Raw genomic sequence first — 23,648 nt, 5'->3', positions numbered from 1 at the left:
GTGATCCGTAAAAGAAAGAAAAGGACAAATGCATGAATATCCATGAATATCAGGCCAAACGTCTGCTTCATGAATATGGAGCACCAATTGCAAATGGTGTTGCTGTTTATTCTGTAGAGCAAGCTGAAAAATGGGCAAAAAAATTGCCTGGGCCACTCTATGTGGTTAAAAGTCAAATTCACGCAGGTGGTCGTGGTAAAGGGAAGTTTAAAGAGCTTGGTCCTGATTCAAAAGGTGGTGTTCGACTTGCAAAATCAGTTGAAGAAGTTGTCGCGCATGTAACAGAAATGCTTGGTAAAACTTTGGTAACCAAACAAACTGGTCCAGAGGGTAAGCAGGTTAATCGTCTTTATATTGAAGATGGCGCTGATATCGAGCGGGAGCTTTATCTTTCACTTTTGGTTGATCGTAGCGTTGGTCGGGTGGCTTTTGTTGTTTCAACAGAAGGAGGAATGGATATTGAAACGGTTGCTGAAGAGACACCAGAGAAAATATTAACTCTGCCTATTGACCCTGTGCAGGGAGTTACTTCTGCAGATTGTACAAGGCTTTGTGATGCATTGGAGTTGCACAATAACGCGCGGGAAGATGGTGAAAAACTTTTTCCAATTCTCTATAAAGCGTTTTGTGAAAAAGATATGAGTCTTCTTGAAATCAATCCACTTATTGTGATGAAAGATGGTCATTTGCGGGTTCTTGATGCGAAGGTTTCTTTTGATAATAATGCATTGTTCCGTCATCCAGACATTTTAGAATTACGTGATCTTTCAGAAGAAGATTCCAAAGAGATTGAAGCATCAAAGCATGATCTTGCTTATGTTGCTCTTGAAGGTACGATTGGTTGCATGGTAAATGGCGCAGGTCTTGCTATGGCAACAATGGATATCATTAAACTCTATGGAGCCGAGCCTGCAAATTTTCTTGATGTTGGTGGTGGTGCTTCAAAAGAGAAAGTGACGGCTGCTTTTAAAATTATCACTGCTGATCCGAATGTTAAAGGTATTTTGGTTAATATTTTTGGTGGCATTATGCGTTGCGATATCATTGCTGAAGGTGTTGTCGCTGCTGTTAGAGAAGTGGGTTTGAAGGTCCCCTTGGTTGTTCGCCTTGAAGGAACGAATGTTGAGCAAGGTAAAGAAATTATCAGAGAGAGTGGTTTGAATGTTATTTCTGCTGATGATTTAGATGATGCTGCGCAGAAAATCATTGCAGCAGTGAAGGGAGCTTAAGCCATGTCTATTCTTATTCATAAAGATACAAAAATTTTGGTTCAAGGGCTTACAGGGAAAACAGGAACCTTTCATACAGAACAGGCATTGGCTTATCATGGGACAAAAATGGTTGGTGGTATTCATCCCAAAAAAGGTGGTGAAGTGTGGGAGGGATCAAAAGGTGAATCTCTTCCTATTTTTTCTAGTGTTGCGGAAGGTAAAGAAAAGACAGGGGCTGATGCTTCTGTTATTTATGTTCCTCCTTCAGGGGCTGCAAATGCCATTATAGAAGCCATTGAAGCGGAGATCGGTCTAATTGTCTGTATTACAGAAGGTATACCGGTTATGGATATGGTTAGAGTTAAGGATAAATTAGAGCAATCGAAATCGCGCTTAATTGGTCCTAACTGTCCCGGTATTCTTACTCCCTATGAGTGTAAGATTGGTATTATGCCTGGTTCTATTTTCAGAAAAGGATCTGTAGGGGTTGTTTCACGGTCAGGAACCTTGACTTATGAAGCAGTGTTTCAAACGAGTCAGGAGGGATTGGGGCAGACAACCGCTATTGGTATTGGTGGTGATCCTGTTAAGGGTACTGAATTTGTTGATGTGTTGGAAATGTTTTTGGCTGATGATGAAACCGAGTCTATTGTCATGATCGGTGAAATTGGTGGTTCCGCTGAAGAAGAAGCAGCGCAATTTCTTAAAGATGAAGCAAAAAGAGGCCGTAAAAAGCCGATGGCTGGTTTTATTGCTGGTCGTACAGCTCCTCCGGGGCGTACAATGGGTCACGCTGGTGCCGTTATTTCTGGTGGTAAAGGTGGGGCAGAAGATAAAATCGCTGCAATGGAAGCTGCAGGCATTCGCGTCTCTCCTTCCCCATCACAGATAGGTAAAACCTTGATGACCGTTTTAAAGGGGTAAAAGAAAACTTTATCTGGATAGGGTAGTGTTCCTATTCAGGTTTAGCTGAAACATTGAGTAGTCAAAATAAAAATAAAAACTTTTTTGATTTTCCGGCTGTCATTTGCTTTCTGAATGTTTAATGGTCGAGAGAATATATAAGGAGACGGAACAAATGTTCCGGAGAAGTATATGGCAAGGCAAGACGATATAAATAGTCTTTTTGCGCAAACGTCATTTCTGTATGGTGGAAATGCGGATTATATAGATCAACTTTATGCCGAATATGAAAAGAATCCTGAGAGTGTGGATTCACAGTGGCGCGCTTTTTTTGAAACCCTTCAAGATAACAAAGAGGATGTTCTTAAAAATGCTAAAGGCGCAACTTGGCAACGTGAACACTGGCCATTAAAGGCAAATGGAGAATTGGTTTCTGCTCTCGATGGTGATTGGCCTGTTCTTGAAAAACACCTTGGTGATAAGATAAAGGAAAAAATAGCTTCTGGTACTTTGCAAGAGGGAAAAGTTTCTAGCGAACAAGATATTATTCAGGCAACACGTGATTCTGTTCATGCGCTCATGATGATTCGTGCTTTTCGAGCACGCGGGCATCTTCGTGCACGACTTGACCCTCTTCAATTAGCAGAAAAGCTGGAAGATTATAAAGAACTCTCTCCGGAAGCTTACGGTTTTACCTCTGCCGATTACGAGCGTCCAATTTTTATTGATAATGTCTTAGGCTTGGAATACGCAACTATTCCTCAGATGCTTGAAATTCTCAATCGTACCTATTGTTCAACGATTGGTGTGGAGTATATGCATATTTCTGATCCTGCTCAGAAAGCATGGCTTCAAGAGCGTATTGAAGGACCAGATAATCGAATTTCTTTCACACCGAAAAGCAAGAAAGCTATCCTTAACAAGCTTATTGAAGCGGAAGGGTTTGAACAATTTTTGGATACAAAATATAAAGGAACAAAGCGCTTTGGTATTGATGGTGGTGAAGCACTGATTCCTGCTCTTGAAGAGATTATTAGATGTAGTAGTGTTTTAGGAGTGCAGGAAGTTGTTTTAGGAATGGCTCATCGTGGTCGTTTAAATGTTCTTTCACAAGTTCTTGCTAAGCCACATCGGGCTATTTTTCATGAATTCAAAGGAGGGTCTTATAAGCCTGATGATGTGGAGGGATCCGGTGATGTAAAATATCATTTAGGAACTTCAGCTGATCTTGAATTTGATGGTAAAAAGCTTCATTTGTCACTTTTAGCCAATCCATCGCACCTTGAGATTGTTGATCCGGTTGTTATCGGGAAGGCGCGCGCTAAACAGGATCAACTTGTAGGTCCCACACGCACTGAAGTGATCTCATTAAGTGAGCGTTCAAAAGTCTTACCCCTGCTCATTCATGGTGATGCTGCTTTTGCAGGACAAGGTGTTATTCAAGAAACTTTTGGCCTTTCAGGTCTAAAAGGTTACCGTGTTGCGGGCTCACTTCATGTTATTATTAATAATCAGATTGGATTTACGACCGATCCACGCTTTTCACGCTCTTCACCTTATCCATCTGATGTGGCAAAAATGATTGATGCGCCAATTTTTCATGTGAATGGTGATGATCCTGAAGCTGTTGTTTTCGTTGCAAAAGTAGCAACAGAATTTCGCCAAATTTTCCATAAACCAGTGGTAATTGATATGTTCTGTTATCGTCGTTATGGACATAATGAAGGTGATGAGCCTTCTTTTACACAACCGCTTATGTATAAGGCTATCCGTAACCACAAAACAACTTTGCAGCTTTATGGTGACCAGCTGGTAGCAGAAGGAGTGATTTCTTCAGAAGAGATTGAGCAGCAAAAAAAACTGTGGCGTGATAAGCTTGAAGCTGAGTTTGAAGCGAGTGCTTCTTATAAACCCAATAAGGCTGATTGGCTTGATGGAAGCTGGACAGGTCTTAAAGTTGCTAGTAATGCTGATGAGCAACGTTCTGGAACCACAGGTGTTGAGCTAAAAACTTTAAAGGAAATCGGTCAGAAGCTTGTTGAAATTCCATCAGATTTTCATGTTCATAAAACTATTCAGCGTTTTTTGAACAACCGTGCTAAAATGTTTGAAATCGGTGAGGGAGTTGATTGGGCAACGGCTGAAGCTTTAGCTTTTGGTTCACTCTGTTTAGAAGGATCACCAGTTCGTCTTTCTGGTGAAGATGTTGAACGTGGAACTTTTTCGCAACGTCATTCGGTTCTTTATGATCAAGAGAATGAATCTCGTTATATCCCTTTGAATCATTTGCAGAAGGGGCAGGCACTTTATGAAGTTGTCAATTCTATGCTTTCTGAAGAAGCTGTTCTTGGTTTTGAATATGGGTATTCGCTTGCTGAACCACGTGGCTTGACGCTTTGGGAAGCGCAGTTTGGTGATTTCTCGAATGGTGCACAGGTCATTTTTGACCAATTTATTTCTTCTGCGGAGCGTAAGTGGCTTCGTATGTCAGGTCTTGTGTGCTTGTTGCCTCATGGTTTTGAGGGGCAAGGACCGGAGCATTCTTCGGCACGTATAGAGCGTTTTCTTCAACTTTGTGCGGAAGATAATATGCAGGTTGCTAATTGTACAACGCCTGCAAATTATTTCCATATTTTGCGTCGGCAAATTAAGCGTGATTTTCGTAAGCCATTAATTTTGATGACACCAAAATCGCTTTTACGCCATAAACGAGCCGTTTCTTTCCTTCATGAAATGGGACCAGAGACACGGTTTCACCGTTTATTGCTTGATGATGCTGAATGTCTCAAAAATTCTCTTATTAAATTGCAAAAAGATAACAAAATTCGCCGAATTGTTCTTTGTACAGGTAAAGTTTATTACGATCTTTATGAAGAGCGTGAAAAGAGGGGAATTGATGACGTTTATTTATTGCGCGTTGAGCAGCTTTATCCTTTTCCTGCAAAAGCTTTGGTAGATGTGTTGTCTCGCTTCTTACAGGCAGAGGTTATTTGGTGTCAAGAAGAACCCAAAAATATGGGTGCTTGGTCATTTATTGAGCCTTATTTGGAATGGGTTTTGACTCACATTAATGCCCAATATTTACGTGCACGCTATGCTGGGCGCCCTGCGAGTGCATCACCAGCTACTGGGTTGATGGTGAAACATCTTGAACAACTTTCCGCGTTTCTTGAAGACGCGTTGGGTTCTTAATTTAATTACTCTGAATGTATGGAAAAATATCATGACTACTGAAATCCGTGTTCCTACTTTGGGCGAATCAGTTACTGAGGCGACAGTTGGTAAGTGGTTTAAAAAGCTTGGTGAAGCTGTGGCTGTAGATGAACCTTTGGTTGAGTTAGAAACTGATAAGGTAACAGTTGAGGTGCCTTCGCCTGTTGGAGGGAAATTATTTGAAATCATTGCAAAGGAAGGCGATACGGTTGAGCTAAATGCTCTGTTAGGATTGGTTGAAGCTGGAGCAGCTGGTGTTTCCCAATCGTTTTCACCTTCTGCACCTGTGCAAGAGATGCCACCTGAATTGGAGCAGTCTTCTTTGACCAGTACAATGCCTCCTGCTCCTTCAGCCGCAAAATTAATGGCTGAAAATAATATTGCAAAAAGCAATATTTCAGGTTCTGGAAAACGTGGACAAATTCTCAAAGAAGATGTTCTTGGTGTTTTAGCACAAGGAACAAAAGCCTCCCCCCCTGTTGTTCCTGCATCTAGCTCTTCGACAGCTTCCGTTCAGGAAACGCGTGAGGAGCGGGTTCGTATGACAAAATTGCGTCAAACGATTGCTCGTCGTCTTAAAGATGCACAGAATACAGCGGCAATGTTAACCACATTTAATGAGGTTGATATGTCCGCGGTAATGGATTTGCGCAAGCGTTATAAGGATCTTTTCGAAAAAAAACATGGTGTTAAGCTCGGTTTTATGGGATTTTTTACCAAGGCTGTTTGCCATGCCTTAAAAGAACTTCCTGCAGTTAATGCAGAAATTGATGGAACAGATATTGTTTACAAAAACTATGTCAATGCCGGAATTGCTGTTGGAACGGATAAAGGACTTGTTGTTCCGGTGGTTCGTGATGCAGATCAGATGTCGCTTGCAGAGATTGAAAAGGAAATTGGCCGTCTCGGTCGTCTTGCTCGTGATGGAAAATTAGCGGTTTCTGATATGCTAGGTGGAACTTTTACCATTACCAATGGGGGTGTTTATGGGTCGTTAATGTCGACACCGATTTTGAATGCACCACAGTCTGGTATCTTGGGAATGCACGCAATTAAAGAACGGGCAGTGGTTGTTGGCGGGCAAATTGCGATTCGCCCTATGATGTATTTAGCGCTTTCTTATGATCACCGTATTGTCGATGGGCAAGAGGCTGTGACTTTCCTTGTACGGGTTAAGGAAAGTTTGGAAGATCCGGAACGTCTTGTTCTTGACTTGTAAAAGTACGGTTTTCACGATGAAAGGAAAAACGAATGTCTTATGATGTGGTGGTAATCGGAGCTGGTCCAGGGGGATATGTCGCAGCAATCAAAGCAGCGCAATTGGGGCTTAAAACAGCGATTATTGAAAAGCGTACAACACTAGGTGGCACATGTCTCAATGTTGGTTGTATTCCTTCTAAAGCATTATTGCATGCTTCGGAAGTGTTTGCTGAAACGCAACATGGTTTTGAAACACTTGGTATTTCTATTTCAAAATCTAAGCTTAATCTCGAGCAAATGATGGCGCATAAGAAAGCTGTTGTAACAGCGAATACGAGTGGTGTTTCTTTTTTGATGAAAAAGAATAAAGTTGATACTTTTTTTGGGACAGCTAAAATTTTAAGTGCAGGTCAAATTGAAGTTGTTGCCAGAGATGGTAACAAACAAACGATTGCAACAAAGAATATTATTATTGCCACTGGTTCGGAGAGTTCTGGCATTCCGGGTGTGAATGTTGAAATTGATGAAAAGACTATTGTATCTTCTACTGGAGCGCTTGCACTTGAAAAAGTACCAACGCACATGGTTGTAGTGGGCGCTGGTGTTATCGGTTCAGAGCTTGGTTCGGTTTGGAGCCGCTTAGGTGCTAAAGTTACCATTATTGAATATCTTAATAAAGTTTTGGGATCAATGGACGGTGAAGTTTCACGGCAATTTCAAAAATTGATGGAAAAACAGGGGATAGAATATAAGACGGGTACAAAAGTAACAGCTATTACGCAGTCTGGTTCAACAGCTCAAGTAACTTTTGAAGCTGTCAAAGGTGGTGCATCTGAAACCTTAGAGGCTGATGTTGTGCTCATTGCTACTGGACGCTCTCCATACACAGAGGGGCTTGGCTTGGGAGAGGTTGGTGTTCAGTTGGATGAGCGTGGATTTATTGCAATTGATGCGCATTGGCAGACTAATATTCCAGGAATTTATGCAATTGGTGATGTCGTTAAAGGGCCAATGTTAGCGCATAAGGCAGAAGAAGAAGGCGTTGCTGTAGCCGAAATTTTGGCGGGCCAAAAAGGACATGTTAATTTTGATGTCATTCCCAGTGTTGTTTATACACAGCCCGAAATTGCGAGTGTAGGCAAGACAGAAGAAGAACTGAAAGCTGCTGGAATTGATTATAATGTTGGAAAGTTTCCTTTCATGGCTAATGGTCGTGCACGTGCTATGCAAAAAAGTGATGGGTTTGTTAAAATTCTTGCCGATAAAACGACAGATCGGGTTTTGGGTGGACATATTCTTGGATTTGGTGCTGGTGAAATGATTCATGAAATTGCAGTTTTGATGGAATTTGGTGGTTCATCAGAAGATCTGGGCCGTTGTTGCCATGCGCATCCTACTTTATCAGAAGCAGTGCGGGAAGCCGCTTTAGCGACATTTGCTAAACCACTTCATATCTAGGGAGAGGCTTTTTAAAGGGGTTCTCTGATGCTTTTTCAAAAGGCATGGAGAGCATTGATTTTTGCTATTTGATGGTTGTATATAAAAAAAATCGCCTCTCTTAAAGGCGATTTTTTTATATCTTTTGTCACATGTAAAGAATAAATTCAAAACTGTAATTTTTTCTCTTCTTGTTGTTCTCTTATGCAGGTAGAAAGTCCCATATGATCGAGATATTTGAGGAAGGGATGCGGTGGTAATTCCTCTACGTTGACCATGGTTCTAACATCCCATTTGCCGGTGGCGATGAGAATGGCAGCAGCTGCAGCTGGTACACCGGCTGTATAGGAAATGCCTTGTGCACCGGTTTCATTAAAAGCCTGTTTGTGATCAGCTATATTATAGATAAAAATTTCTTTTTGTTTTCCATCTTTTTCACCTCTAATAAGATCTCCAATACAGGTTTTTCCTGTATAGTCGGGTGCTAAAGAAGCTGGATCTGGTAAGACAGCTTTCACGACTTTTAAAGGAACGACTTCTTGACCTTCTGCCGTTTTAATCGGTTGTTCGGATAAGAGTCCAAGATTTTTCAAAACAGTAAAAACGGTAATATAACGTTCACCAAATCCCATCCAGAAGCGAATATTTTGAACATCAAGATTTTTGGATAATGAATGAATCTCATCATGTCCAGTCATATAAGCTTTTTGTTTTCCAACAACAGGGAGATCCCATTCATGGCTGACTTCAAACATTTGATTAGAAGTCCATTTTTTATTTTGCCATGACCATACCTGTCCTGTAAATTCTCGAAAGTTAATTTCTGGATCAAAATTAGTAGCAAACCAGCGGCCATGCTTTCCAGCATTAATATCAATGATATCAATATCGGTGATCGTATCGAAATAATCGTTATGTGCTAATGCTGCATAGGCATTAACGACACCTGGGTCAAAACCTGCTCCTAAAATAGCAGTTATACCAGCTTTTTCACATTCGTGACGTCGAGGCCATTCATAATTGCCGTACCAGGGAGGCGTTTCACAAATTTTCAACGGATCTTCATGAATTGCGGTATCGATATAAGCGCATTTGGTTTGGATACAAGCTGAGAGAACAGACATATTAAGAAAAGAAGAACCAACATTGATGACAATTTCGCATTTGGTTTTTTGGATGAGTTGTACAGTTTCTGAAACATTCATTGCATTGAGTGCGTGGCTTTTGAGAGTGCCTTCTACTTTCATTGCTTTTTTGTCTTTAATTGATGTAACAATTGCTTCACATTTTTTGAGTGTCCGTGAAGCGATATGAATATCACCAAGAATATCGTTGTTTTGAGCGCATTTATGCGCAACAACTTGTGCAACACCTCCAGCACCAATAATGAGAACATTTTTCTTCATTTGGGGGTTATCTCCTTATTAATATTGCCGCATGATGGTTTTTTATATGTCATTTGAGTTATGAAAGGCTCTTTTGATAATCATTATAGCTAAATTGGCGTTGAATTGTTAAAGCTCCGCTACATTCTTTAATGACAATAGCAGGCATAGAAACGCCATTAAACCAGTTCTTTTTGACCATTGTATAGCCTGCAGCGTCTTGAAAAGATAATCTATCACCTACTTTAAGGGGTTCAGGGAATTGAAATGTTCCAAAAACATCACCAGCAAGACAAGACTTTCCGCAAACCATAATTTCATGGGGACCTTTATTAGGTTCTAATTTTGCACTTTCACGATAAATTAAAAGATCAAGCATATGGGCTTCTATTGAGCTATCGACGATAGCGAGATTTTTCTCATTATACAATGTATCAAGCACACTCACTTCTAGTGTAGTGCTTTTTGTGATGGCTGCTTCTCCTGGTTCTAGAAAAATAGTGACACCGTAGGTTTGGGAAAAGTTTTTTAAGCGTTTTGCAAGAGCTTCTAAAGGATAATTTTCAGCGGTAAAATGAATACCGCCACCAAGGCTTATCCAGTCAACCGCAGCAAAAAGTTCTGCAAATTTTTCTTCCATATGATTAAGCATTTGATTGAAAAGATTAAAATCCGCATTTTCACAATTGTTATGGATCATCAAGCCATTGATGAGAGGCAAAACTTCTTTAATAGCGCTTTGATTGGTTTCACCTAAACGGCTAAAAGGCCGGGAGGGATTTGCAAGATCAAAATTTGATGCGCTGATTCCTGGATTTAACCTTAAACCGCGTTGAATGGTTTTTGTGGTGTTGGCAAAACGTTGAAGTTGTTGGATTGAATTAAAGATGATTTTATCTGCATAGCTACAAGCCTCATCAATTTCATTGTCCGCCCAAGCAACTGAATAAGCATGGGTTTCTTTACCAAATTTTTCTCTTCCTAAACGCAATTCATATAAGGATGATGATGTCGTTCCATCCATATACTCGGACATTAAATCAAAAAGACTCCATGTAGCAAAACATTTCAAAGCCAATAAGATTTTTGCTCCCGACATTTCTCGTAAGCACGTGATGATTTCCATATTCCTTATGAGTTTAGATTTATCGATAAGATAATAGGGAGTTCTAATCATTGTCCATCCATTCTTTTTTGAAGGATCTTATTCTTGTGATCAACGTTTAGTACATGGAGTAGCAGAATGTCTCAAGTGAAAAAGAATTGTAGAAAAGAATCTGTTTTCGTTTCGTGACGCGGAGATATCATCTGTAATCCAATTTGGGTTCAGTTGTTGTGAGATTTGTATTATGCCTATGATAAAGAATTTGTATTATGCTTTGATTATCGCGTTTATCGGAAGTGTTTTTATAATAGTAACTAATCTTACTGGTTCTGCGCGAAAAAAGAGTACTGAAGTTGATGTATCTCACCAATCTTCTGTCCAAGAGGAGTTGGTCCCTTTGGTTTTCACAGGACGTAGAGAACTGAATGGTTTCAAAGGTTATCGTCATTATCGGCGTGGTTATCGCAAATACAGTGATAATTGGTGGTATCCTGAAGTAGCATTCGTTTCATTTGCACATTTAGACGCAAAACATGTACCATTAAAAATAGTATCAGATTCTTTACAGAAAAAAGAGCCATGGATGCTCAAACAACATATTGATTCTTGTCGTGCGCGTTATCGTTCTTACAATAAAAATGATAATAGTTATCAACCTTTTCATGGACCTCGTAAGCCTTGTCTTTCGCTCTTTTTTAAAGGATAAAAAATGTTAACGGTGAAAAATCTTTAAGGCACTTTATATTATGTGTTGAAAAATTTTTTTCATGCGACAGTTGTTTTGTGAAAATTTTAAATAATTTTAAGTTTTATTAAATCTTGTTATTGTAAGTGCAGAATGGGGTAATGGCAATAATCTTTTATTTTGTCATCGACAAAATGTTAAGGATAAGATGGAGCTTAAAGAATGACAACACGGGAAGCAATGTTGATATTGCTCGTTTTGCTTCCCTTTTGTGGAAGTGCTGTTATTGGCTTTTTTCGTTCGACAGCAAAAAATAACGAGGCATGGTTTGCTGGGATTGTCGCTCTTTTCTGTCTTCTTTTTATAATAATGCTTTATCCGGAAGTTCGTGGAAACCGTGTAGTGCGTTTGGGTATTTCTTGGCTTCCAGAATGGGGAGTTGATTTGATTCTACGCATAGATGGTTTGTCGTGGCTTTTTTGCTTGCTCATCACAGGAATTGGGCTGCTTGTTGTCATTTATTCACGTTATTATATGGATCCGGCGGATTCTGTACCGAGGTTCTTTTCCTTTTTTTTGGCCTTTATGGGTTCAATGACAGGAATAGTCTTATCAGGCAATCTCGTCTTTTTGGTCGTTTTCTGGGAACTCACTAGTATTTTTTCTTTTTTGTTGATCGGCTATTGGTACCATAATGCAGGTGCACGTGAGGGTGCACGTATGGCTTTAACAATCACAGGTTTTGGTGGTTTTACCCTTTTTATTGGGGTTTTATTGATTGGGTATGTTGTTGGCAGTTTTGATTTGGATAAGGTATTGCAGTCTGGAGATATGATCCGGTCAAGTTCTCTTTATAGTCCTATCCTTATTTGTATTTTATTGGGGGGATTAACAAAAAGTGCACAGTTTCCTTTTCATTTTTGGCTACCCAATGCGATGGTTGCTCCAACGCCCGTATCATCTTATTTGCATTCGGCGACAATGGTGAAAGCAGGGTTGTTTTTGCTTGTTCGTTTATGGCCAGTGCTCTCTGGAACGGAATCTTGGTTTTGGTTGGTTGGCTTTTCAGGACTCTCGACACTGCTGCTTGGCGCCTATTTTTCTATGTTTCAGCAAGACTTGAAAGGATTGCTTGCTTATTCAACTATTAGTCATCTTGGATTAGTTACCACACTTTTAAGTCTCGGTAGCTCTCTCGCATGTGTTGCGGCGATCTTTCATATGGCCAATCATGCTACTTTTAAAGCTTCTTTATTTATGGCAGCTGGCATTATTGATCATGAAACGGGGACACGTGATATGCGTAAACTCACAGGGCTTTATTGCTCTATGCCTATCACTGCAACTTTGGCTTTGGTAGCAAGTGCGGCGATGGCTGGAGTTCCTTTGCTAAATGGTTTTTTATCGAAAGAGATGTTTTTTGCTGAAGCTGTTGAAACGCATATGGAATCATGGCTTGATTGGATTGCACCTTATGTAGCAACGCTGGCTAGTCTGTTTAGTGTGACCTATTCTATACGCTTTATTCATGGTGTTTTTTTAGGACCAAAACCTGTCAATTTACCCAAAGCTCCCCATGAACCACCGCATTTTATGCGTTTACCAATGGAACTTTTGGTGTTTATTTGTTTAGCTGTTGGTATTTTTCCTAATTTAACAATAGGACCTATTTTAGATAATGCAGTCGTATCTGTTTTAGGACCAATGACAACACCTTATAGTTTGGCTGTTTGGCATGGGTTTAATACTCCATTAGTGATGAGTTTGATTGCGTTATTAGGAGGGGGATTGCTCTATGCGGTTGGGTATCGTTATTTTTTATCTTGTGATGATGGAGCGCCTTTTTTTCGTCATTTAAATGGACCGCGTATTTTTGAACGTGTTCTCGTGATTATTTCTTGGAAATGGGCACGTGCGGTGGAATCTGTTTTGTCAACGCGTCGTTTGCAGATACAGTTACACTGGATTTTTTTGGTGTGTTTTGCATTTGTTGGTCTTTTACTTTGGTGGGATGGTTTAATTTCAGCGGGGTCTTTACCGCTTTTTCCACTTGATGTTCCTTTTCTTGCTCTTTGGTTTGTTGGTGGGTTATGTGCGCTTTTAGTTGCTTGGCAAGCAAAATTTCACCGTCTTGCATCACTCATGCTGTTAGGGGGAGCTGGTTTGATGACTTGCGCAACCTTTTTATGGCTTTCTGCGCCTGATTTAGCAATAACACAATTGGTGGTTGAAGTTGTGTCAGTAGTCTTATTATTGCTTGGTTTACGGTGGTTACCTAAACGTTTGCATAATCCTGTGCCAAATGTTGTTCATTTTGGGGTGCGTTTGCGTCGTATCCGTGATTTCATCATAGCACTTATGGGAGGTGCTGGTATAGCATGGCTTTCTTTTGCGGTAATGACACGCCCTCAAGGTACGACGATTTCTGATTTTTTTCTAACTCATGCTTACTCTGGTGCTGGTGGTCGCAATGTTGTGAATGTATTGTTGGTTGATTTTCGTGGTTTTGATACCATGGGAGAAATTGTTGTTTTGGGTGTTGTTTCCCTCACTGTTTTTGCCCTTTTGCGACGGTTTCGTCCTGCTCCTGAAAGTATTGATGCGCCTTTTCAACAACGTATTCAGAAAGCATTTGATATGGCACAGCCTAATCGAAATGTAGGCGATACAGTGTTGAATTATTTAGCTGTTCCTGCTGTTATTATGGGGTGGCTCTTTCCGGTTATTATTGCTTTTGCTGTTTATTTATTTATGCGAGGGCATGATCTTCCAGGAGGCGGATTTGTTGGTGGTATCACTTTAGCAATAGGATTTATTTTGCAATATCTTGCACGGGATATTCGGTGGGTAGAAACCCATTTGAGAGTTTTGCCTTTGCGTTGGATAGGCTTTGGCTTATTGTTGTCGGTAATAACAGGGATGGGGTCTTGGTTTTTTGGATATCCTTTTTTAACATCCTTTTTTCGATATATTCATCTTCCTTTAATTGGAAAAATTCCCACAGCATCTGCTTTTTTGTTTGATTTTGGTGTGCTTTCTCTTGTTTTGGGAGCAACTGTTCTCATTTTAATTGCACTTGCACATCAGTCAATTCGGAGTTACCGAATCGGTAAGAAACCTGTTTTGGAAGAGAAGGAAAAATAATGGAAATTGTTCTTTCTTTGGGTATTGGTATTCTTGTCGGATCAGGTATTTGGCTTGTTTTGCGTCCACGTACATTTCAAGTGATTCTTGGTTTGTCTTTGATTTCCTATGGTGTTAATCTTTTCATGTTTTCAATGAGTAGACCGCGCAGTAATGCTGCGCCAATTGTTGATTCTACCACTGTTATCAATCCAGCTAATTATGTTGATCCACTCCCACAAGCTTTGGTTTTAACTGCGATTGTGATTAGTTTTGCAACGACAGCTTTATTTTTAGTTATCCTTCTGGTTTCACGCGGTTTAACAGGTTCGGATCACGTTGACGGACGTGAGGTGCAGTGATGGAAGGTGGGGTGCATCATCTCCTTATTTTGCCTATTCTTTTGCCATTAAGCACAGGAGCAATTTTGCTTTTCTATGATGAACGGCGCTCAAAACTTAAATCATTAATTAGTCTTTTTTCTGCGGGATTGTCGGTCGCTATTGCTGTTTTGTTGATTATGCGTACGCTTGAAATAGCACCGGCTTCGGATATTTATCGGCTTGGCAATTGGCCATCTTCCTTTGGGATTGTTTTAGTCCTTGATCACTTAAGCGCTATGATGCTTTTACTTTCCAGCTTATTGATCACTGCTGCGTTGGTTTTTGCGCGCGCTCATTGGTATAAAGTTGGTCCTCATTTCCAGTCATTGATGCAATTTTTTATGGTAGGGATAAATGGCGCTTTTTTGACTGGGGATTTATTCAATTTATTTGTGTTTTTTGAAGTTATGCTAACGGCTTCCTACGGACTTGCTTTACATGGCTCTGGCCAAACGCGTGTGCGTGCAGGGTTGCATTACGTAGTGGTTAATCTTGTTGCTTCATTGTTTTTCTTAGTTGGTATGGCACTCATTTACGGAATCGTTGGCACTCTTAATATGGCCGATTTAGCTATTAAAATAAAACATATAACTTCTACAGATATTATTTTGTTCGAAATAGGTGCAGCACTTGTGGGTATTGCTTTCTTACTCAAAACAGGTATGTGGCCGCTTAATTTTTGGTTGATGCCGACTTATAGTGCAGCAGTGGCGCCTGTTGGAGCTTCTTTTGCACTTTTGAGCAAGGTGGGTATTTATATTATTTTGCGTTTAACGCTGCTATGGTTTGGTCCTGAAAATGAATATTTTCACCGTTTTGGTCATACGGTTTTATTTTATGGTGGGCTTGCCACTGTGATTTTTGGTTTTATTGGGGTATTGGCGAGCCAAGTTTTGGTGCGCTTGGTAGCATACAGCGTTCTTGTATCTTCTGGCACATTGTTGACAGCGATTGGGATCGGCAATACAGCCCTCACAGCAGGTGCACTTTTTTATATTGTTTCATCAACTTTAGCACTTGGAGCTTTTTTCCTTTTGGTAGAGTTAGTTGAGCGCTGTCAAGATGTGGCTGCTAATGTTCTGGCTGTCACAATGGAGGTATATGGTGACGATGAAGAGGAGGAAGAAGATGAAGTTGGCACCTATTTTCCAGTAACCTTGGCGATTCTCGGAGCCTGTTTTGCTATATGTGCCATTTTGATTATTGGATTGCCGCCTTTTTCTGGTTTTGTTGCTAAATTTATGATGTTCATGGCAGTTTTAAACTCCAGTAGAGAGGATTTTTCTGCCTCTTTACCGAATTATCACGATTGGCTTTTTGTGGTTTTTGTCACCATGTCTGGTTTTGCAGCTTTGATTGCTATGACACGAACGGGTATTCGAACTTTTTGGGTTTCTCTTGAAAGTCGTGTTCCCCGTGTGCAAGTGATAGAATTTGCGCCTATTGCCGTTCTCCTTGCTTTGTGTTTTCTTATAACAATTTTAGCTGGTCCTGTTAGTCATTATATGTCTGAAACTGCTAAGATTTTGTACGAACCTCAGAATTATATTGGGAGTGTTTTAACGGACTTTTCTCCCCAAAATAGGGACATGAAGAAATGAATCGTTTTTGTCCTTCTCCTTTTTTCAGTGGCACAATTGTCTTTATGTGGCTTGTTTTAAACGGTTTTAGTTTAGGGCAATTGTTTTTAGGGATTATGATTGCTTTATTTTGCAGTTGGATGATGCGTCTTCTTGAGCTGGAGAAGGTTACTGTTAAAAGCTGGAGGGCGGTTTTTCGTCTAGTTTTTCGGGTATTTATAGATTCTATATCCTCAAATGTTTCGGTAGCTTGGTTTGTTTTAACAAAAAGGTCTCGAGAACAGAAGTCTGGTTTTGTTGTCGTGCCTCTTTTGCTCCACAATCGCACTGCTTTAGCTGTTTTAGCATGCATCCTCTCCGTAACTCCGGGAACTGCTTGGGTTGCCTATAATAGCAAAAAGGGTGAGCTTTTACTTCATGTCTTAAATTTAAAAAACGGATATGATTACCGACTGTTGATCAAACAGCGCTATGAGCAATTACTTTTGGAGATTTTTTAATGAGTATGGTGATTCTTTATTGGGGGCTTTTGTTTTCGCAGTTTTTTTTAAGCTTAGCGGTGATTTTCGCACTGTTTCGATTGATTCGTGGTCCACGAGCGCAGGATCGGATTGTTGGTTTGGATGCTCTTTATATAACCACTATTCTTTTGTTTCTTACATTCGATATTCGTTCAGGAACAACTATTTATTTCGTAGCGGCCCTCATTATTGGACTTTTAGGTCCTGTTTCAAGTATTGCTTTGGCAAAATTTTTAATGCGTGGGGAAATTATTGAATGAAGGATGATGTATCGTTTGTTGTTGCTATTGTTATTACTATTTTCTTAATATTAGGATCTGGACTGACGCTGATCGCAACAATAGGTTTGGTGCGTTTTTCTAGTTTTTATGAGCGTTTGCATATGCTTTCAGTATGTACGAGTTGGGGCGTTGGCAGCATTCTCATTTCTTCGTTTCTTTATTCAATGTTTGTGGATCATTGTTTTATTTTTCATGAAGTGTTACTGATGTTTTTTTTGTTTTTAACAGCACCTGTAGCTTCTATGTTGCTATCACACACAGCAGCTCATCGACATCATTCAGAAGATCAATCAGAGAAACCGCTGGCTCTTTTATTACATCAGACAGAGGAAAAATTATCCACGTCAAAAGGAACATCAAGTGATGAAAGCCAGCGCAGTTTTTGAAGTGTAATAGCCGTTTACTCTGTACTTTTTTCTTCTACACAGTGGATAGGCTTTTCTTCTTTTGGATCATTAATGAGATCGTAAAAGATGACTTCATTTTTAGTGGTCCACCAAATATACTGGCCACTCACATATTTTGCTCCAGAAGCGGAAATCACATTAGAACCAATAATACGCTTACCATTCCATTTAAAATCAACGAGCGCAATATTACCGGCGTTATGATAGGTTGCTTCAACATGCACTTTGCTTTTTCCCATATCGCATTGATAGGAAATAGTCTCTGTTGTTGGTTCTGGATCATCTGGTACTTCAATGACTAAAGAATTTGCTGATGCATTGATTGAACCGAAGAGGAATACACTTAAAGCAATGAAAAATCGTATAATAAGAGGAGTTTTTTTCATAATATTTCCTGAGTTATTTAGAATAATAGTAATGATTCATCCTTACAGAGGATAGGTTTTTTTTCTTCTGGATCATTAGCAAGGTCATAAAGTGTGACTTCTTTGTTAGTTTCCCACCAGATATATTGGGCTCCTGCGTATTTTGCTCCCGTGGCAGCAATAACATTGGCAGCAATGACACGATCACCTTTCCATTTGAAATCAACCAACGAAATATTGTCAGCATTAAGATAGACTGCTTCAACGCGCTCTTTACTTGTTCCAGTATCACACTGATAGGCAATGGTCTGTGTTGTTGGCTCTGGATTATCTGGTACCTCAATGATTAAAGAACCAGCTAAAGTATTGTTTGAGCTGAAGAGTGATAAACTTAAAGCGGCGAAAAATCCTAAAATGTGTAAAGTTTTTTTCATAATGCTTTCCTATATTGCGCACAAAGAATAATTTGACTGACACGATGGTGTCTACGGCAGGATTCGAACCTGCGGCCCCAGGATTCATACCACTTCGATTTTCACCGCCAGCTTTATAAGCTGTTTGTGGTCTGGACTGTCTCTTCACCTTGAAACTTACGCTTTTTAGGTGCTGCCCGTTCAGTCTCTACACCTTTCTCTCGTTTGAGAGAGACTTGGCTCGGGATTGGCATATGGTCTCCCATGAAGCTTTCCCCGAATTTGAGCAGATCCACTTTGAGGATTTCTCCTTAAGGCGCCCAATTTCTTTAGGAATCCTGTGCTCTATCCTACTGAGCTACGCAGACATCATCATATTTACTTCTTTAATAGAAGTAAAAAAACGAATCAATTATATTCAATATGAATTAACGAATTTTCGCTAATTTTTGTTTCAGAAAAGTCAAAACTATGTCTGATGGAACATTTTTTGCAATAAATGATTGCCCAAGTCCGCGTGTTAAGATGAAGGTCAAATTGTTTTGCGAAACTTTTTTATCTTGGGTAATGAGAGTCATGAGTGCTTCAGCATCTGGTAGCTTACCTGGGATATCTTTTAGCTGTGTAGGCAATCCCATTGCTTTGAGGTGTGCTTCAACGCGTTGTGTAAGTGTGGGGCTTGTTAAATTCAGTTGAGTAGAGAATTGGTGAGCTAGAATCATCCCAATTGCTACAGCTTCACCGTGGATTAAACGGTTGGGGTCATAGGCGGTTGCTGTTTCAAGCATGTGTCCAAATGTATGACCAAGGTTTAAGAGTGCACGTTCTCCGGTTTCGTATTCATCGCGTGCTACAATGTCGGCTTTAAATTGGCATGAGCGAACAATAGCTTCTGTTCTTATTGGGCCATTAGAAAAAACTTTTTGCCCGTTTTTTTCAAGCCACTCAAAAAAGTCAGGTTGGTTAATAAGGCCGTATTTGACCATTTCTGCGTAGCCAGCGCGAAATTCACGCAATGTTAGGGTATCAAGAAGGCTCGTATCAGCAATAACACATTGTGGTTGATGAAAAGCACCAATAAGATTTTTACCATATTGGCTGTTGATTCCAGTTTTTCCACCAACAGAAGAATCAATTTGTGCAAGAAGTGTTGTGGGCATCTGAATGAACTTCATTCCACGGCGTATAATACTTGCGGCAAATCCTCCTAGATCACCAATAACACCACCTCCAAAAGCAAGAACGCAATCGCCTCTTTCTAGACGTGCAGAAAGAATTTTATCAATTACAATTTGCAGGGTTGAAAATGATTTGGATTGCTCCCCTGCTTCTACAATAATTGGAACAGTATGGATTTTATTTTTTGTTAATTGTGCTTGCAATATATCCAAATGGAGAGAAGCAACATTTGTATCTGTAATAAGTGCTACGCGTGTTTGATGAAGATCTTTTTGGTTAAGAGAATGTTTAATCTGTAAAGCAGCTTGCGCAATCAGACCGGGACCAATGATGATATCGTAACAGTATTTGTCCAGTTTAACAGTGACGGTCTTGGCTTGCATGCTGGTTGTTCCTATTGTTAATTTCTGTATAGAAGTAGTGTTGTACAGATCGTATGACATGTTGCGCTACGGTATGACAGCTTTCTTTATGACTGTTAATTGTTAAGTTTGCATTTGCATAGATAGGATAGCGTTGTTCCATGAGTTTTTGCATGGTTTCCTTAGGGTTTGCTGTTTGAAGGAGAGGGCGAGTTGGGTGCTTTGAGACACGTTTCATGAGGATATCAAGATCTACTTTGAGCCATATGGATATACCGTTTTTATGAATGGCTTGTCGGATGTCTTCGTTTATGTAGGCACCACCACCTGTTGCTAAAACAAGGGGTTTTTTTTTCAGGAGGTTTAGAATAACACGCCGTTCAAGGGCACGGAATTCTGGTTCACCATAAACTTTAAAAAGTTCAGTAATTTTCATTTGCGCAGCTTTTTCAATTTCTTGATCGGAATCATAGAAGGGCAAATGGAGCATGGTGGCAACGCGTTTTCCGATCACTGATTTGCCTGCACCCATAAGGCCAATAAGTACAAGTGCTCGTTTATCAAGAGACGATAAGAGTTGATGCTTTATTTGTGTTATTGGGATATGTTTAGGTCGATTATTTTTCATGACCTTATTTCGGCATTTATATGCTTTAAAGTCAATTCCTGTTAATCTTTGTAAGGCATAATACGGGATAGAATATTTTAGGGTAGGTTATTGTCGTATGCCAACATTGACCAGATTTTTAATGATTCTTTTCATTTTGCTTACTGTTCTTTTTATTATAATGGGTGCCCTTGTGGTTTTGGTTGAACCAGTAACTGTGGACATGTACATTGATATTCCCTCGGATTCATGGGACCTTTCTACGGAAGCGAATCCATGAAATGAAAAGTGGTGCTGTGATAGATCATTTTCTTGAGATGATGAGTGCTGAACGAGGGGCTTCTCCTCATACGCTTGCAGCTTATCAGCGTGATTTACAGTGGGCACAGGACGAATTGTCTTCACGTTCTGTTTCGCTTTTTTCAGCACAAAGAGAAGATTTAATAGGTCTTTTATCATTTATGCATACTCTTGGTTTTGCAGCATCTTCGCAAGCACGTCGTTTATCAACTTTGCGTCAATTTTATCAATTTCTTTATGCAGAGGGGGTGAGAGCAGATGATCCCTCTCATGATATTGATACACCTCATCAGGGGCGTCCTTTGCCTCAAATTATAAGTGAGGATGCAGTGATAAAATTGCTTGATTTGGCGGAAATTGAAGTAAAACAAGCAGATTATGGATCCAAAGGTCATTTCCGCGCATTGCGTCTTCAGGTATTGATTGAAATGCTTTATGCAACAGGGCTACGTATCAGTGAGTTGGTAAGTCTTCCGGTGCAGGCTATCCGACAGAAGGAGTACAGTATTTTAGTTCGTGGTAAGGGCAAAAAAGAACGAATGGTTCTCTTGTCAAAAAAAGCGTGCCAAGTTCTTTCGCAGTGGTTAGATTTGCGTAATCAAGGAAAAGATGTCGCAAGCCTTTATCTTTTTCCTGCGCATTCAGAGACAGGATATATTGCTCGTCAAGTTGTTGCACGGGAGCTAAAAAGTCTTGCTAGAAGAGCAGGGATAAAAAGTAATAGTTTTTCTCCCCATGTGTTGCGCCATGCTTTTGCTAGTCATCTTTTGCAAAATGGTGCCGATTTGCGTGCAGTTCAACATTTGTTAGGTCACTCTGATATTGCGACTACTCAGATTTACACACATGTGTTGGAAGCAGGACTTTATCGTTTAGTTAGTGAGCATCATCCACTTGCCGATGAGCAGAAGACTAGTTAAAGAAAAAATGATGTTTTTGAAAAATACTTTATAAAGCGAATTATAAGTGTATAACTTACACTAAATAAGTTGGGTGCAATGTATAATTATCTTGATTTTGAAAAACCAGTTGCTGATCTCGATGGCAAAATTCTCGAATTAAAAAAGATTTCTGAGGAAGAAGGCAGTCTTGATATGAGCGATGAGATTGCGCGCCTTGAAGCGCGTTCTCAAACAGCGTTGCGCGATATTTATAAGAAATTATCGCCGTGGCAAAAAACACAAGTGGCTCGCCATCCTGATCGTCCCCATTTTATGGATTATTCTGCACGGCTATTGAGTGATGTCACACCTTTAGCAGGAGATCGCAAGTTTGCTGAAGATGAGGCTATTCAAGCGGGATTCGCACGCTTTAAAGGTGAAGCAGTTGCCTATATAGGTCAGGAGAAAGGTCACGATACGCAAACACGTTTACGCTATAATTTTGGTTCTGCACGTCCGGAAGGGTATCGCAAAGCTGTACGTATCATGGAAATGGCTGACCGCTTTGGTTTGCCGCTCCTAACTTTTGTCGATACAGCAGGCGCTTACCCCGGTGTGAGTGCTGAAGAACGCGGTCAAGCGGAAGCAATTGCCCAGTCAACAGCAGCAACTTTGCGCTTAAAAGTTCCTGTTGTTTCAGTTGTTATTGGAGAAGGCGGTTCAGGAGGGGCGATAGCAATTGCTGCAGCTAACAAAGTTTATATGTTGGAGCACGCAATTTACTCTGTTATTTCACCGGAAGGAGCAGCTTCTATTTTATGGCGTGATCCAGCTCGCGCTAAAGATGCTGCAATGAATATGCGTATTACTGCGCAAGATCTCTATCAGTTAAAGATTATTGATGGCATTATTCCGGAGCCTTTGGGAGGGGCACATCGAGGTAAAGAAGCTGTGATTGATGCAACAGGCAATATTATCTCTACTGCTTTGGAGGCTATGGTTGGCAAAGATGGTGAAACTATTAAACAGGAACGTTGGGAAAAATATCTTCAAATCGGTCGGTCTCTAACATAAGTCATTTGTGGTGAGGGGATGGATTGGAGTTTTATTCGATGACATTCAACAGATTCCTTAGAGCATGTGTTTTGTTTGCAATGGGAATATTGACGGCATGTGAGGGAAGATTGCCAGCTTCTATTCGTGCTAAAGTTGAGCAACCTTTGCCGCAAGAAATCCAAAATAGAATGGTTATGCATAACATAGATCCCTATGCGCCGATTATGATGCGATTTTTTAAGGAAGAAAATGTTGCCGAAATTTGGAAGCAATCCCGCTCAGGGCCTTTTGTGTTGGTCGCTCGCTATGGTATTTGCAAATGGTCTGGCCAGCTTGGACCTAAATATAAGGAAGGCGATCTTCAGACACCGGAAGGTTTTTATACTATTAGCGCAAATCAAATGAATCCTTATTCGAAATATTATCTTTCCTTTAATATAGGATTTCCCAACCTTTATGATCAGGCACATGGTCGCACAGGGCGTCACCTTATGGTGCATGGTTCTTGCTTTTCTGCTGGTTGTTATTCCATGAGTGATAGGAATATGGCACAGATTTATGCTTTTGCACGGGATGCTTTTAGAGGTGGACAGAGAGAATTTCAGTTGCAGGCTTTTCCTTTCCGTATGACCGACGCTAATATGGCGCGTCATAGCACTGATCCTCATTATCAATTTTGGGTTATGCTTAAAAAAGGTTATGATTTTTTTGAAGAAGATCGTATGCCACCAACGGTTGATGTTTATGAAAAACGTTACGTTTTCAATCGCGGTCTTGATAAGAAATCTAGTGCTTTAACACCTTGAGTATCATCTTATTTTAAAATGGAGTTCTCCTTACTTCTTTCAGAATGCTTTATTCTTTATATCTTTAATGTGTAAAATATTGTCTTTCAGTACAATGATAGAAGATGCATTCACGCATATTAAAAATATGATGTCATCTTTGTCTGATTTTAGTTTTTTGCATCAACTAAGTGAAGAAGTGTATAGTTCGAGAGGAATATTCTAGGCAAGGTTTGTCCAATGAACCTGTCAAGTGAATCACGTAA

The 23,648-nt window shown here is 40.1% G+C and carries 22 protein-coding genes; 15 read left to right on the top strand and 7 right to left on the bottom strand.

Annotated features, from left to right (window positions below; all coding sequences use genetic code 11):
• Window positions 1-32 precede the first annotated feature (32 nt).
• The 5 genes from sucC to lpdA all read left to right on the top strand — a co-directional run bounded on the left by sucC (window position 33) and on the right by lpdA (window position 7,985).
• Complete coding sequence (gene sucC / locus MCQ_RS03795; RefSeq protein WP_006923640.1) at window positions 33-1,229, top strand: ADP-forming succinate--CoA ligase subunit beta; 1,197 nt, start codon at window positions 33-35, stop codon at window positions 1,227-1,229.
• A gap of 3 nt (window positions 1,230-1,232) precedes the next feature.
• The gene (gene sucD / locus MCQ_RS03790) at window positions 1,233-2,135 is read left to right on the top strand and encodes a succinate--CoA ligase subunit alpha (RefSeq protein ID WP_006923639.1); all 903 of its coding nucleotides are present in this window, start codon (window positions 1,233-1,235) and stop codon (window positions 2,133-2,135) included.
• Window positions 2,136-2,306: 171 nt separating this feature from the next.
• Window positions 2,307-5,306: a 2-oxoglutarate dehydrogenase E1 component gene (locus MCQ_RS03785; RefSeq protein ID WP_006923638.1), complete on the top strand. Its 3,000-nt coding sequence runs from the start codon at window positions 2,307-2,309 to the stop codon at window positions 5,304-5,306.
• Window positions 5,307-5,337: 31 nt separating this feature from the next.
• A complete protein-coding gene (gene odhB, locus MCQ_RS03780) occupies window positions 5,338-6,546 on the top strand; it encodes a 2-oxoglutarate dehydrogenase complex dihydrolipoyllysine-residue succinyltransferase (protein ID WP_006923637.1) in 1,209 nt (402 codons plus the stop codon).
• A 32-nt stretch (window positions 6,547-6,578) separates the two neighbouring features.
• On the top strand, window positions 6,579-7,985 hold the full coding sequence (lpdA, locus tag MCQ_RS03775) for a dihydrolipoyl dehydrogenase (RefSeq protein ID WP_006923636.1): 1,407 nt from the start codon (window positions 6,579-6,581) through the stop codon (window positions 7,983-7,985).
• 146 nt (window positions 7,986-8,131) lie between these two features.
• Here lpdA and MCQ_RS03770 read toward each other — a convergent pair whose 3' ends face one another.
• Together MCQ_RS03770 and nspC are read right to left on the bottom strand one after the other, a co-directional pair.
• On the bottom strand, window positions 8,132-9,370 hold the full coding sequence (locus MCQ_RS03770) for a saccharopine dehydrogenase family protein (RefSeq protein ID WP_006923635.1): 1,239 nt from the start codon (window positions 9,368-9,370) through the stop codon (window positions 8,132-8,134).
• 58 nt (window positions 9,371-9,428) lie between these two features.
• Window positions 9,429-10,526: a carboxynorspermidine decarboxylase gene (gene nspC, locus MCQ_RS03765; protein WP_006923634.1), complete on the bottom strand. Its 1,098-nt coding sequence runs from the start codon at window positions 10,524-10,526 to the stop codon at window positions 9,429-9,431.
• A 172-nt stretch (window positions 10,527-10,698) separates the two neighbouring features.
• On the opposite strand from nspC, the gene MCQ_RS03760 reads away from it, so the two are divergent.
• From MCQ_RS03760 to mnhG, 7 genes are all read left to right on the top strand, one after another.
• Window positions 10,699-11,160, top strand: coding sequence for a BA14K family protein (locus MCQ_RS03760; RefSeq protein ID WP_006923633.1), 462 nt, complete (start codon window positions 10,699-10,701; stop codon window positions 11,158-11,160).
• Between the two features lie 201 nt (window positions 11,161-11,361).
• Entirely contained in the window at window positions 11,362-14,283 is a 2,922-nt protein-coding gene (locus tag MCQ_RS03755) for a monovalent cation/H+ antiporter subunit A (RefSeq protein ID WP_006923632.1), read from the top strand.
• A complete protein-coding gene (locus MCQ_RS03750) occupies window positions 14,283-14,624 on the top strand; it encodes a Na+/H+ antiporter subunit C (RefSeq protein ID WP_006923631.1) in 342 nt (113 codons plus the stop codon). Before MCQ_RS03755 ends, MCQ_RS03750 begins: the two co-directional genes overlap by 1 nt.
• A complete protein-coding gene (locus MCQ_RS03745) occupies window positions 14,624-16,246 on the top strand; it encodes a monovalent cation/H+ antiporter subunit D (protein ID WP_006923630.1) in 1,623 nt (540 codons plus the stop codon). The genes MCQ_RS03750 and MCQ_RS03745 overlap by 1 nt, the downstream gene beginning before the upstream one ends.
• Window positions 16,243-16,725 (top strand): Na+/H+ antiporter subunit E, encoded by a 483-nt coding sequence (locus MCQ_RS03740; RefSeq protein WP_006923629.1) that lies wholly within the window; start codon window positions 16,243-16,245, stop codon window positions 16,723-16,725. Before MCQ_RS03745 ends, MCQ_RS03740 begins: the two co-directional genes overlap by 4 nt.
• Window positions 16,725-17,006: a K+/H+ antiporter subunit F gene (locus tag MCQ_RS03735; RefSeq protein WP_006923628.1), complete on the top strand. Its 282-nt coding sequence runs from the start codon at window positions 16,725-16,727 to the stop codon at window positions 17,004-17,006. Before MCQ_RS03740 ends, MCQ_RS03735 begins: the two co-directional genes overlap by 1 nt.
• Window positions 17,003-17,413, top strand: coding sequence for a monovalent cation/H(+) antiporter subunit G (mnhG, locus tag MCQ_RS03730; RefSeq protein WP_006923627.1), 411 nt, complete (start codon window positions 17,003-17,005; stop codon window positions 17,411-17,413). The genes MCQ_RS03735 and mnhG overlap by 4 nt, the downstream gene beginning before the upstream one ends.
• Before the next feature lie 14 nt (window positions 17,414-17,427).
• On the opposite strand, the gene MCQ_RS03725 is transcribed toward mnhG, so the two are convergent.
• From MCQ_RS03725 to MCQ_RS03710, 5 genes are all read right to left on the bottom strand, one after another.
• Window positions 17,428-17,820, bottom strand: a complete 393-nt coding sequence (locus tag MCQ_RS03725; RefSeq protein ID WP_006923626.1) for an MliC family protein — start codon at window positions 17,818-17,820, stop codon at window positions 17,428-17,430.
• Window positions 17,821-17,837: 17 nt separating this feature from the next.
• Window positions 17,838-18,233, bottom strand: coding sequence for an MliC family protein (locus tag MCQ_RS03720; protein WP_006923625.1), 396 nt, complete (start codon window positions 18,231-18,233; stop codon window positions 17,838-17,840).
• A gap of 113 nt (window positions 18,234-18,346) precedes the next feature.
• Complete coding sequence (locus MCQ_RS09790) at window positions 18,347-18,478, bottom strand: hypothetical protein (protein WP_280176717.1); 132 nt, start codon at window positions 18,476-18,478, stop codon at window positions 18,347-18,349.
• Window positions 18,479-18,640: 162 nt separating this feature from the next.
• The gene (gene aroB, locus MCQ_RS03715; RefSeq protein WP_006923623.1) at window positions 18,641-19,774 is read right to left on the bottom strand and encodes a 3-dehydroquinate synthase; all 1,134 of its coding nucleotides are present in this window, start codon (window positions 19,772-19,774) and stop codon (window positions 18,641-18,643) included.
• Complete coding sequence (locus MCQ_RS03710; RefSeq protein WP_006923622.1) at window positions 19,749-20,381, bottom strand: shikimate kinase; 633 nt, start codon at window positions 20,379-20,381, stop codon at window positions 19,749-19,751. The genes aroB and MCQ_RS03710 overlap by 26 nt, the downstream gene beginning before the upstream one ends.
• Before the next feature lie 260 nt (window positions 20,382-20,641).
• Between MCQ_RS03710 and MCQ_RS03705 the strand changes: the two genes are divergently transcribed.
• The 3 genes from MCQ_RS03705 to MCQ_RS03695 all read left to right on the top strand — a co-directional run bounded on the left by MCQ_RS03705 (window position 20,642) and on the right by MCQ_RS03695 (window position 23,403).
• The gene (locus tag MCQ_RS03705; RefSeq protein WP_035007874.1) at window positions 20,642-21,580 is read left to right on the top strand and encodes a site-specific tyrosine recombinase XerD; all 939 of its coding nucleotides are present in this window, start codon (window positions 20,642-20,644) and stop codon (window positions 21,578-21,580) included.
• A 78-nt stretch (window positions 21,581-21,658) separates the two neighbouring features.
• On the top strand, window positions 21,659-22,615 hold the full coding sequence (locus tag MCQ_RS03700; RefSeq protein WP_006923619.1) for an acetyl-CoA carboxylase carboxyltransferase subunit alpha: 957 nt from the start codon (window positions 21,659-21,661) through the stop codon (window positions 22,613-22,615).
• 38 nt (window positions 22,616-22,653) lie between these two features.
• The gene (locus tag MCQ_RS03695) at window positions 22,654-23,403 is read left to right on the top strand and encodes a L,D-transpeptidase family protein (RefSeq protein ID WP_006923618.1); all 750 of its coding nucleotides are present in this window, start codon (window positions 22,654-22,656) and stop codon (window positions 23,401-23,403) included.
• Window positions 23,404-23,648 lie beyond the last annotated feature (245 nt).

Origin of the sequence: Candidatus Bartonella washoeensis Sb944nv (genome assembly GCF_000278135.1) — a bacterium.
In the GTDB taxonomy this organism is placed as follows: domain Bacteria; phylum Pseudomonadota; class Alphaproteobacteria; order Rhizobiales; family Rhizobiaceae; genus Bartonella; species Bartonella washoeensis.
This window is presented reverse-complemented; position numbering and strand designations above follow the sequence as displayed.

What these genes read in the sequence shown, in the direction of transcription:
- sucC (WP_006923640.1), top strand. Translation starts at nt 33, where the DNA reads ATGAATATCCATGAATATCAGGCCAAACGTCTGCTTCATGAATATGGA.
- sucD (WP_006923639.1), top strand. Translation starts at nt 1,233, where the DNA reads ATGTCTATTCTTATTCATAAAGATACAAAAATTTTGGTTCAAGGGCTT.
- MCQ_RS03785 (WP_006923638.1), top strand. Translation starts at nt 2,307, where the DNA reads ATGGCAAGGCAAGACGATATAAATAGTCTTTTTGCGCAAACGTCATTT.
- odhB (WP_006923637.1), top strand. Translation starts at nt 5,338, where the DNA reads ATGACTACTGAAATCCGTGTTCCTACTTTGGGCGAATCAGTTACTGAG.
- lpdA (WP_006923636.1), top strand. Translation starts at nt 6,579, where the DNA reads ATGTCTTATGATGTGGTGGTAATCGGAGCTGGTCCAGGGGGATATGTC.
- MCQ_RS03770 (WP_006923635.1), bottom strand. Translation starts at nt 9,370, where the DNA reads ATGAAGAAAAATGTTCTCATTATTGGTGCTGGAGGTGTTGCACAAGTT.
- nspC (WP_006923634.1), bottom strand. Translation starts at nt 10,526, where the DNA reads ATGATTAGAACTCCCTATTATCTTATCGATAAATCTAAACTCATAAGG.
- MCQ_RS03760 (WP_006923633.1), top strand. Translation starts at nt 10,699, where the DNA reads ATGCCTATGATAAAGAATTTGTATTATGCTTTGATTATCGCGTTTATC.
- MCQ_RS03755 (WP_006923632.1), top strand. Translation starts at nt 11,362, where the DNA reads ATGACAACACGGGAAGCAATGTTGATATTGCTCGTTTTGCTTCCCTTT.
- MCQ_RS03750 (WP_006923631.1), top strand. Translation starts at nt 14,283, where the DNA reads ATGGAAATTGTTCTTTCTTTGGGTATTGGTATTCTTGTCGGATCAGGT.
- MCQ_RS03745 (WP_006923630.1), top strand. Translation starts at nt 14,624, where the DNA reads ATGGAAGGTGGGGTGCATCATCTCCTTATTTTGCCTATTCTTTTGCCA.
- MCQ_RS03740 (WP_006923629.1), top strand. Translation starts at nt 16,243, where the DNA reads ATGAATCGTTTTTGTCCTTCTCCTTTTTTCAGTGGCACAATTGTCTTT.
- MCQ_RS03735 (WP_006923628.1), top strand. Translation starts at nt 16,725, where the DNA reads ATGAGTATGGTGATTCTTTATTGGGGGCTTTTGTTTTCGCAGTTTTTT.
- mnhG (WP_006923627.1), top strand. Translation starts at nt 17,003, where the DNA reads ATGAAGGATGATGTATCGTTTGTTGTTGCTATTGTTATTACTATTTTC.
- MCQ_RS03725 (WP_006923626.1), bottom strand. Translation starts at nt 17,820, where the DNA reads ATGAAAAAAACTCCTCTTATTATACGATTTTTCATTGCTTTAAGTGTA.
- MCQ_RS03720 (WP_006923625.1), bottom strand. Translation starts at nt 18,233, where the DNA reads ATGAAAAAAACTTTACACATTTTAGGATTTTTCGCCGCTTTAAGTTTA.
- MCQ_RS09790 (WP_280176717.1), bottom strand. Translation starts at nt 18,478, where the DNA reads ATGGGAGACCATATGCCAATCCCGAGCCAAGTCTCTCTCAAACGAGAG.
- aroB (WP_006923623.1), bottom strand. Translation starts at nt 19,774, where the DNA reads ATGCAAGCCAAGACCGTCACTGTTAAACTGGACAAATACTGTTACGAT.
- MCQ_RS03710 (WP_006923622.1), bottom strand. Translation starts at nt 20,381, where the DNA reads ATGAAAAATAATCGACCTAAACATATCCCAATAACACAAATAAAGCAT.
- MCQ_RS03705 (WP_035007874.1), top strand. Translation starts at nt 20,642, where the DNA reads ATGAAAAGTGGTGCTGTGATAGATCATTTTCTTGAGATGATGAGTGCT.
- MCQ_RS03700 (WP_006923619.1), top strand. Translation starts at nt 21,659, where the DNA reads ATGTATAATTATCTTGATTTTGAAAAACCAGTTGCTGATCTCGATGGC.
- MCQ_RS03695 (WP_006923618.1), top strand. Translation starts at nt 22,654, where the DNA reads ATGACATTCAACAGATTCCTTAGAGCATGTGTTTTGTTTGCAATGGGA.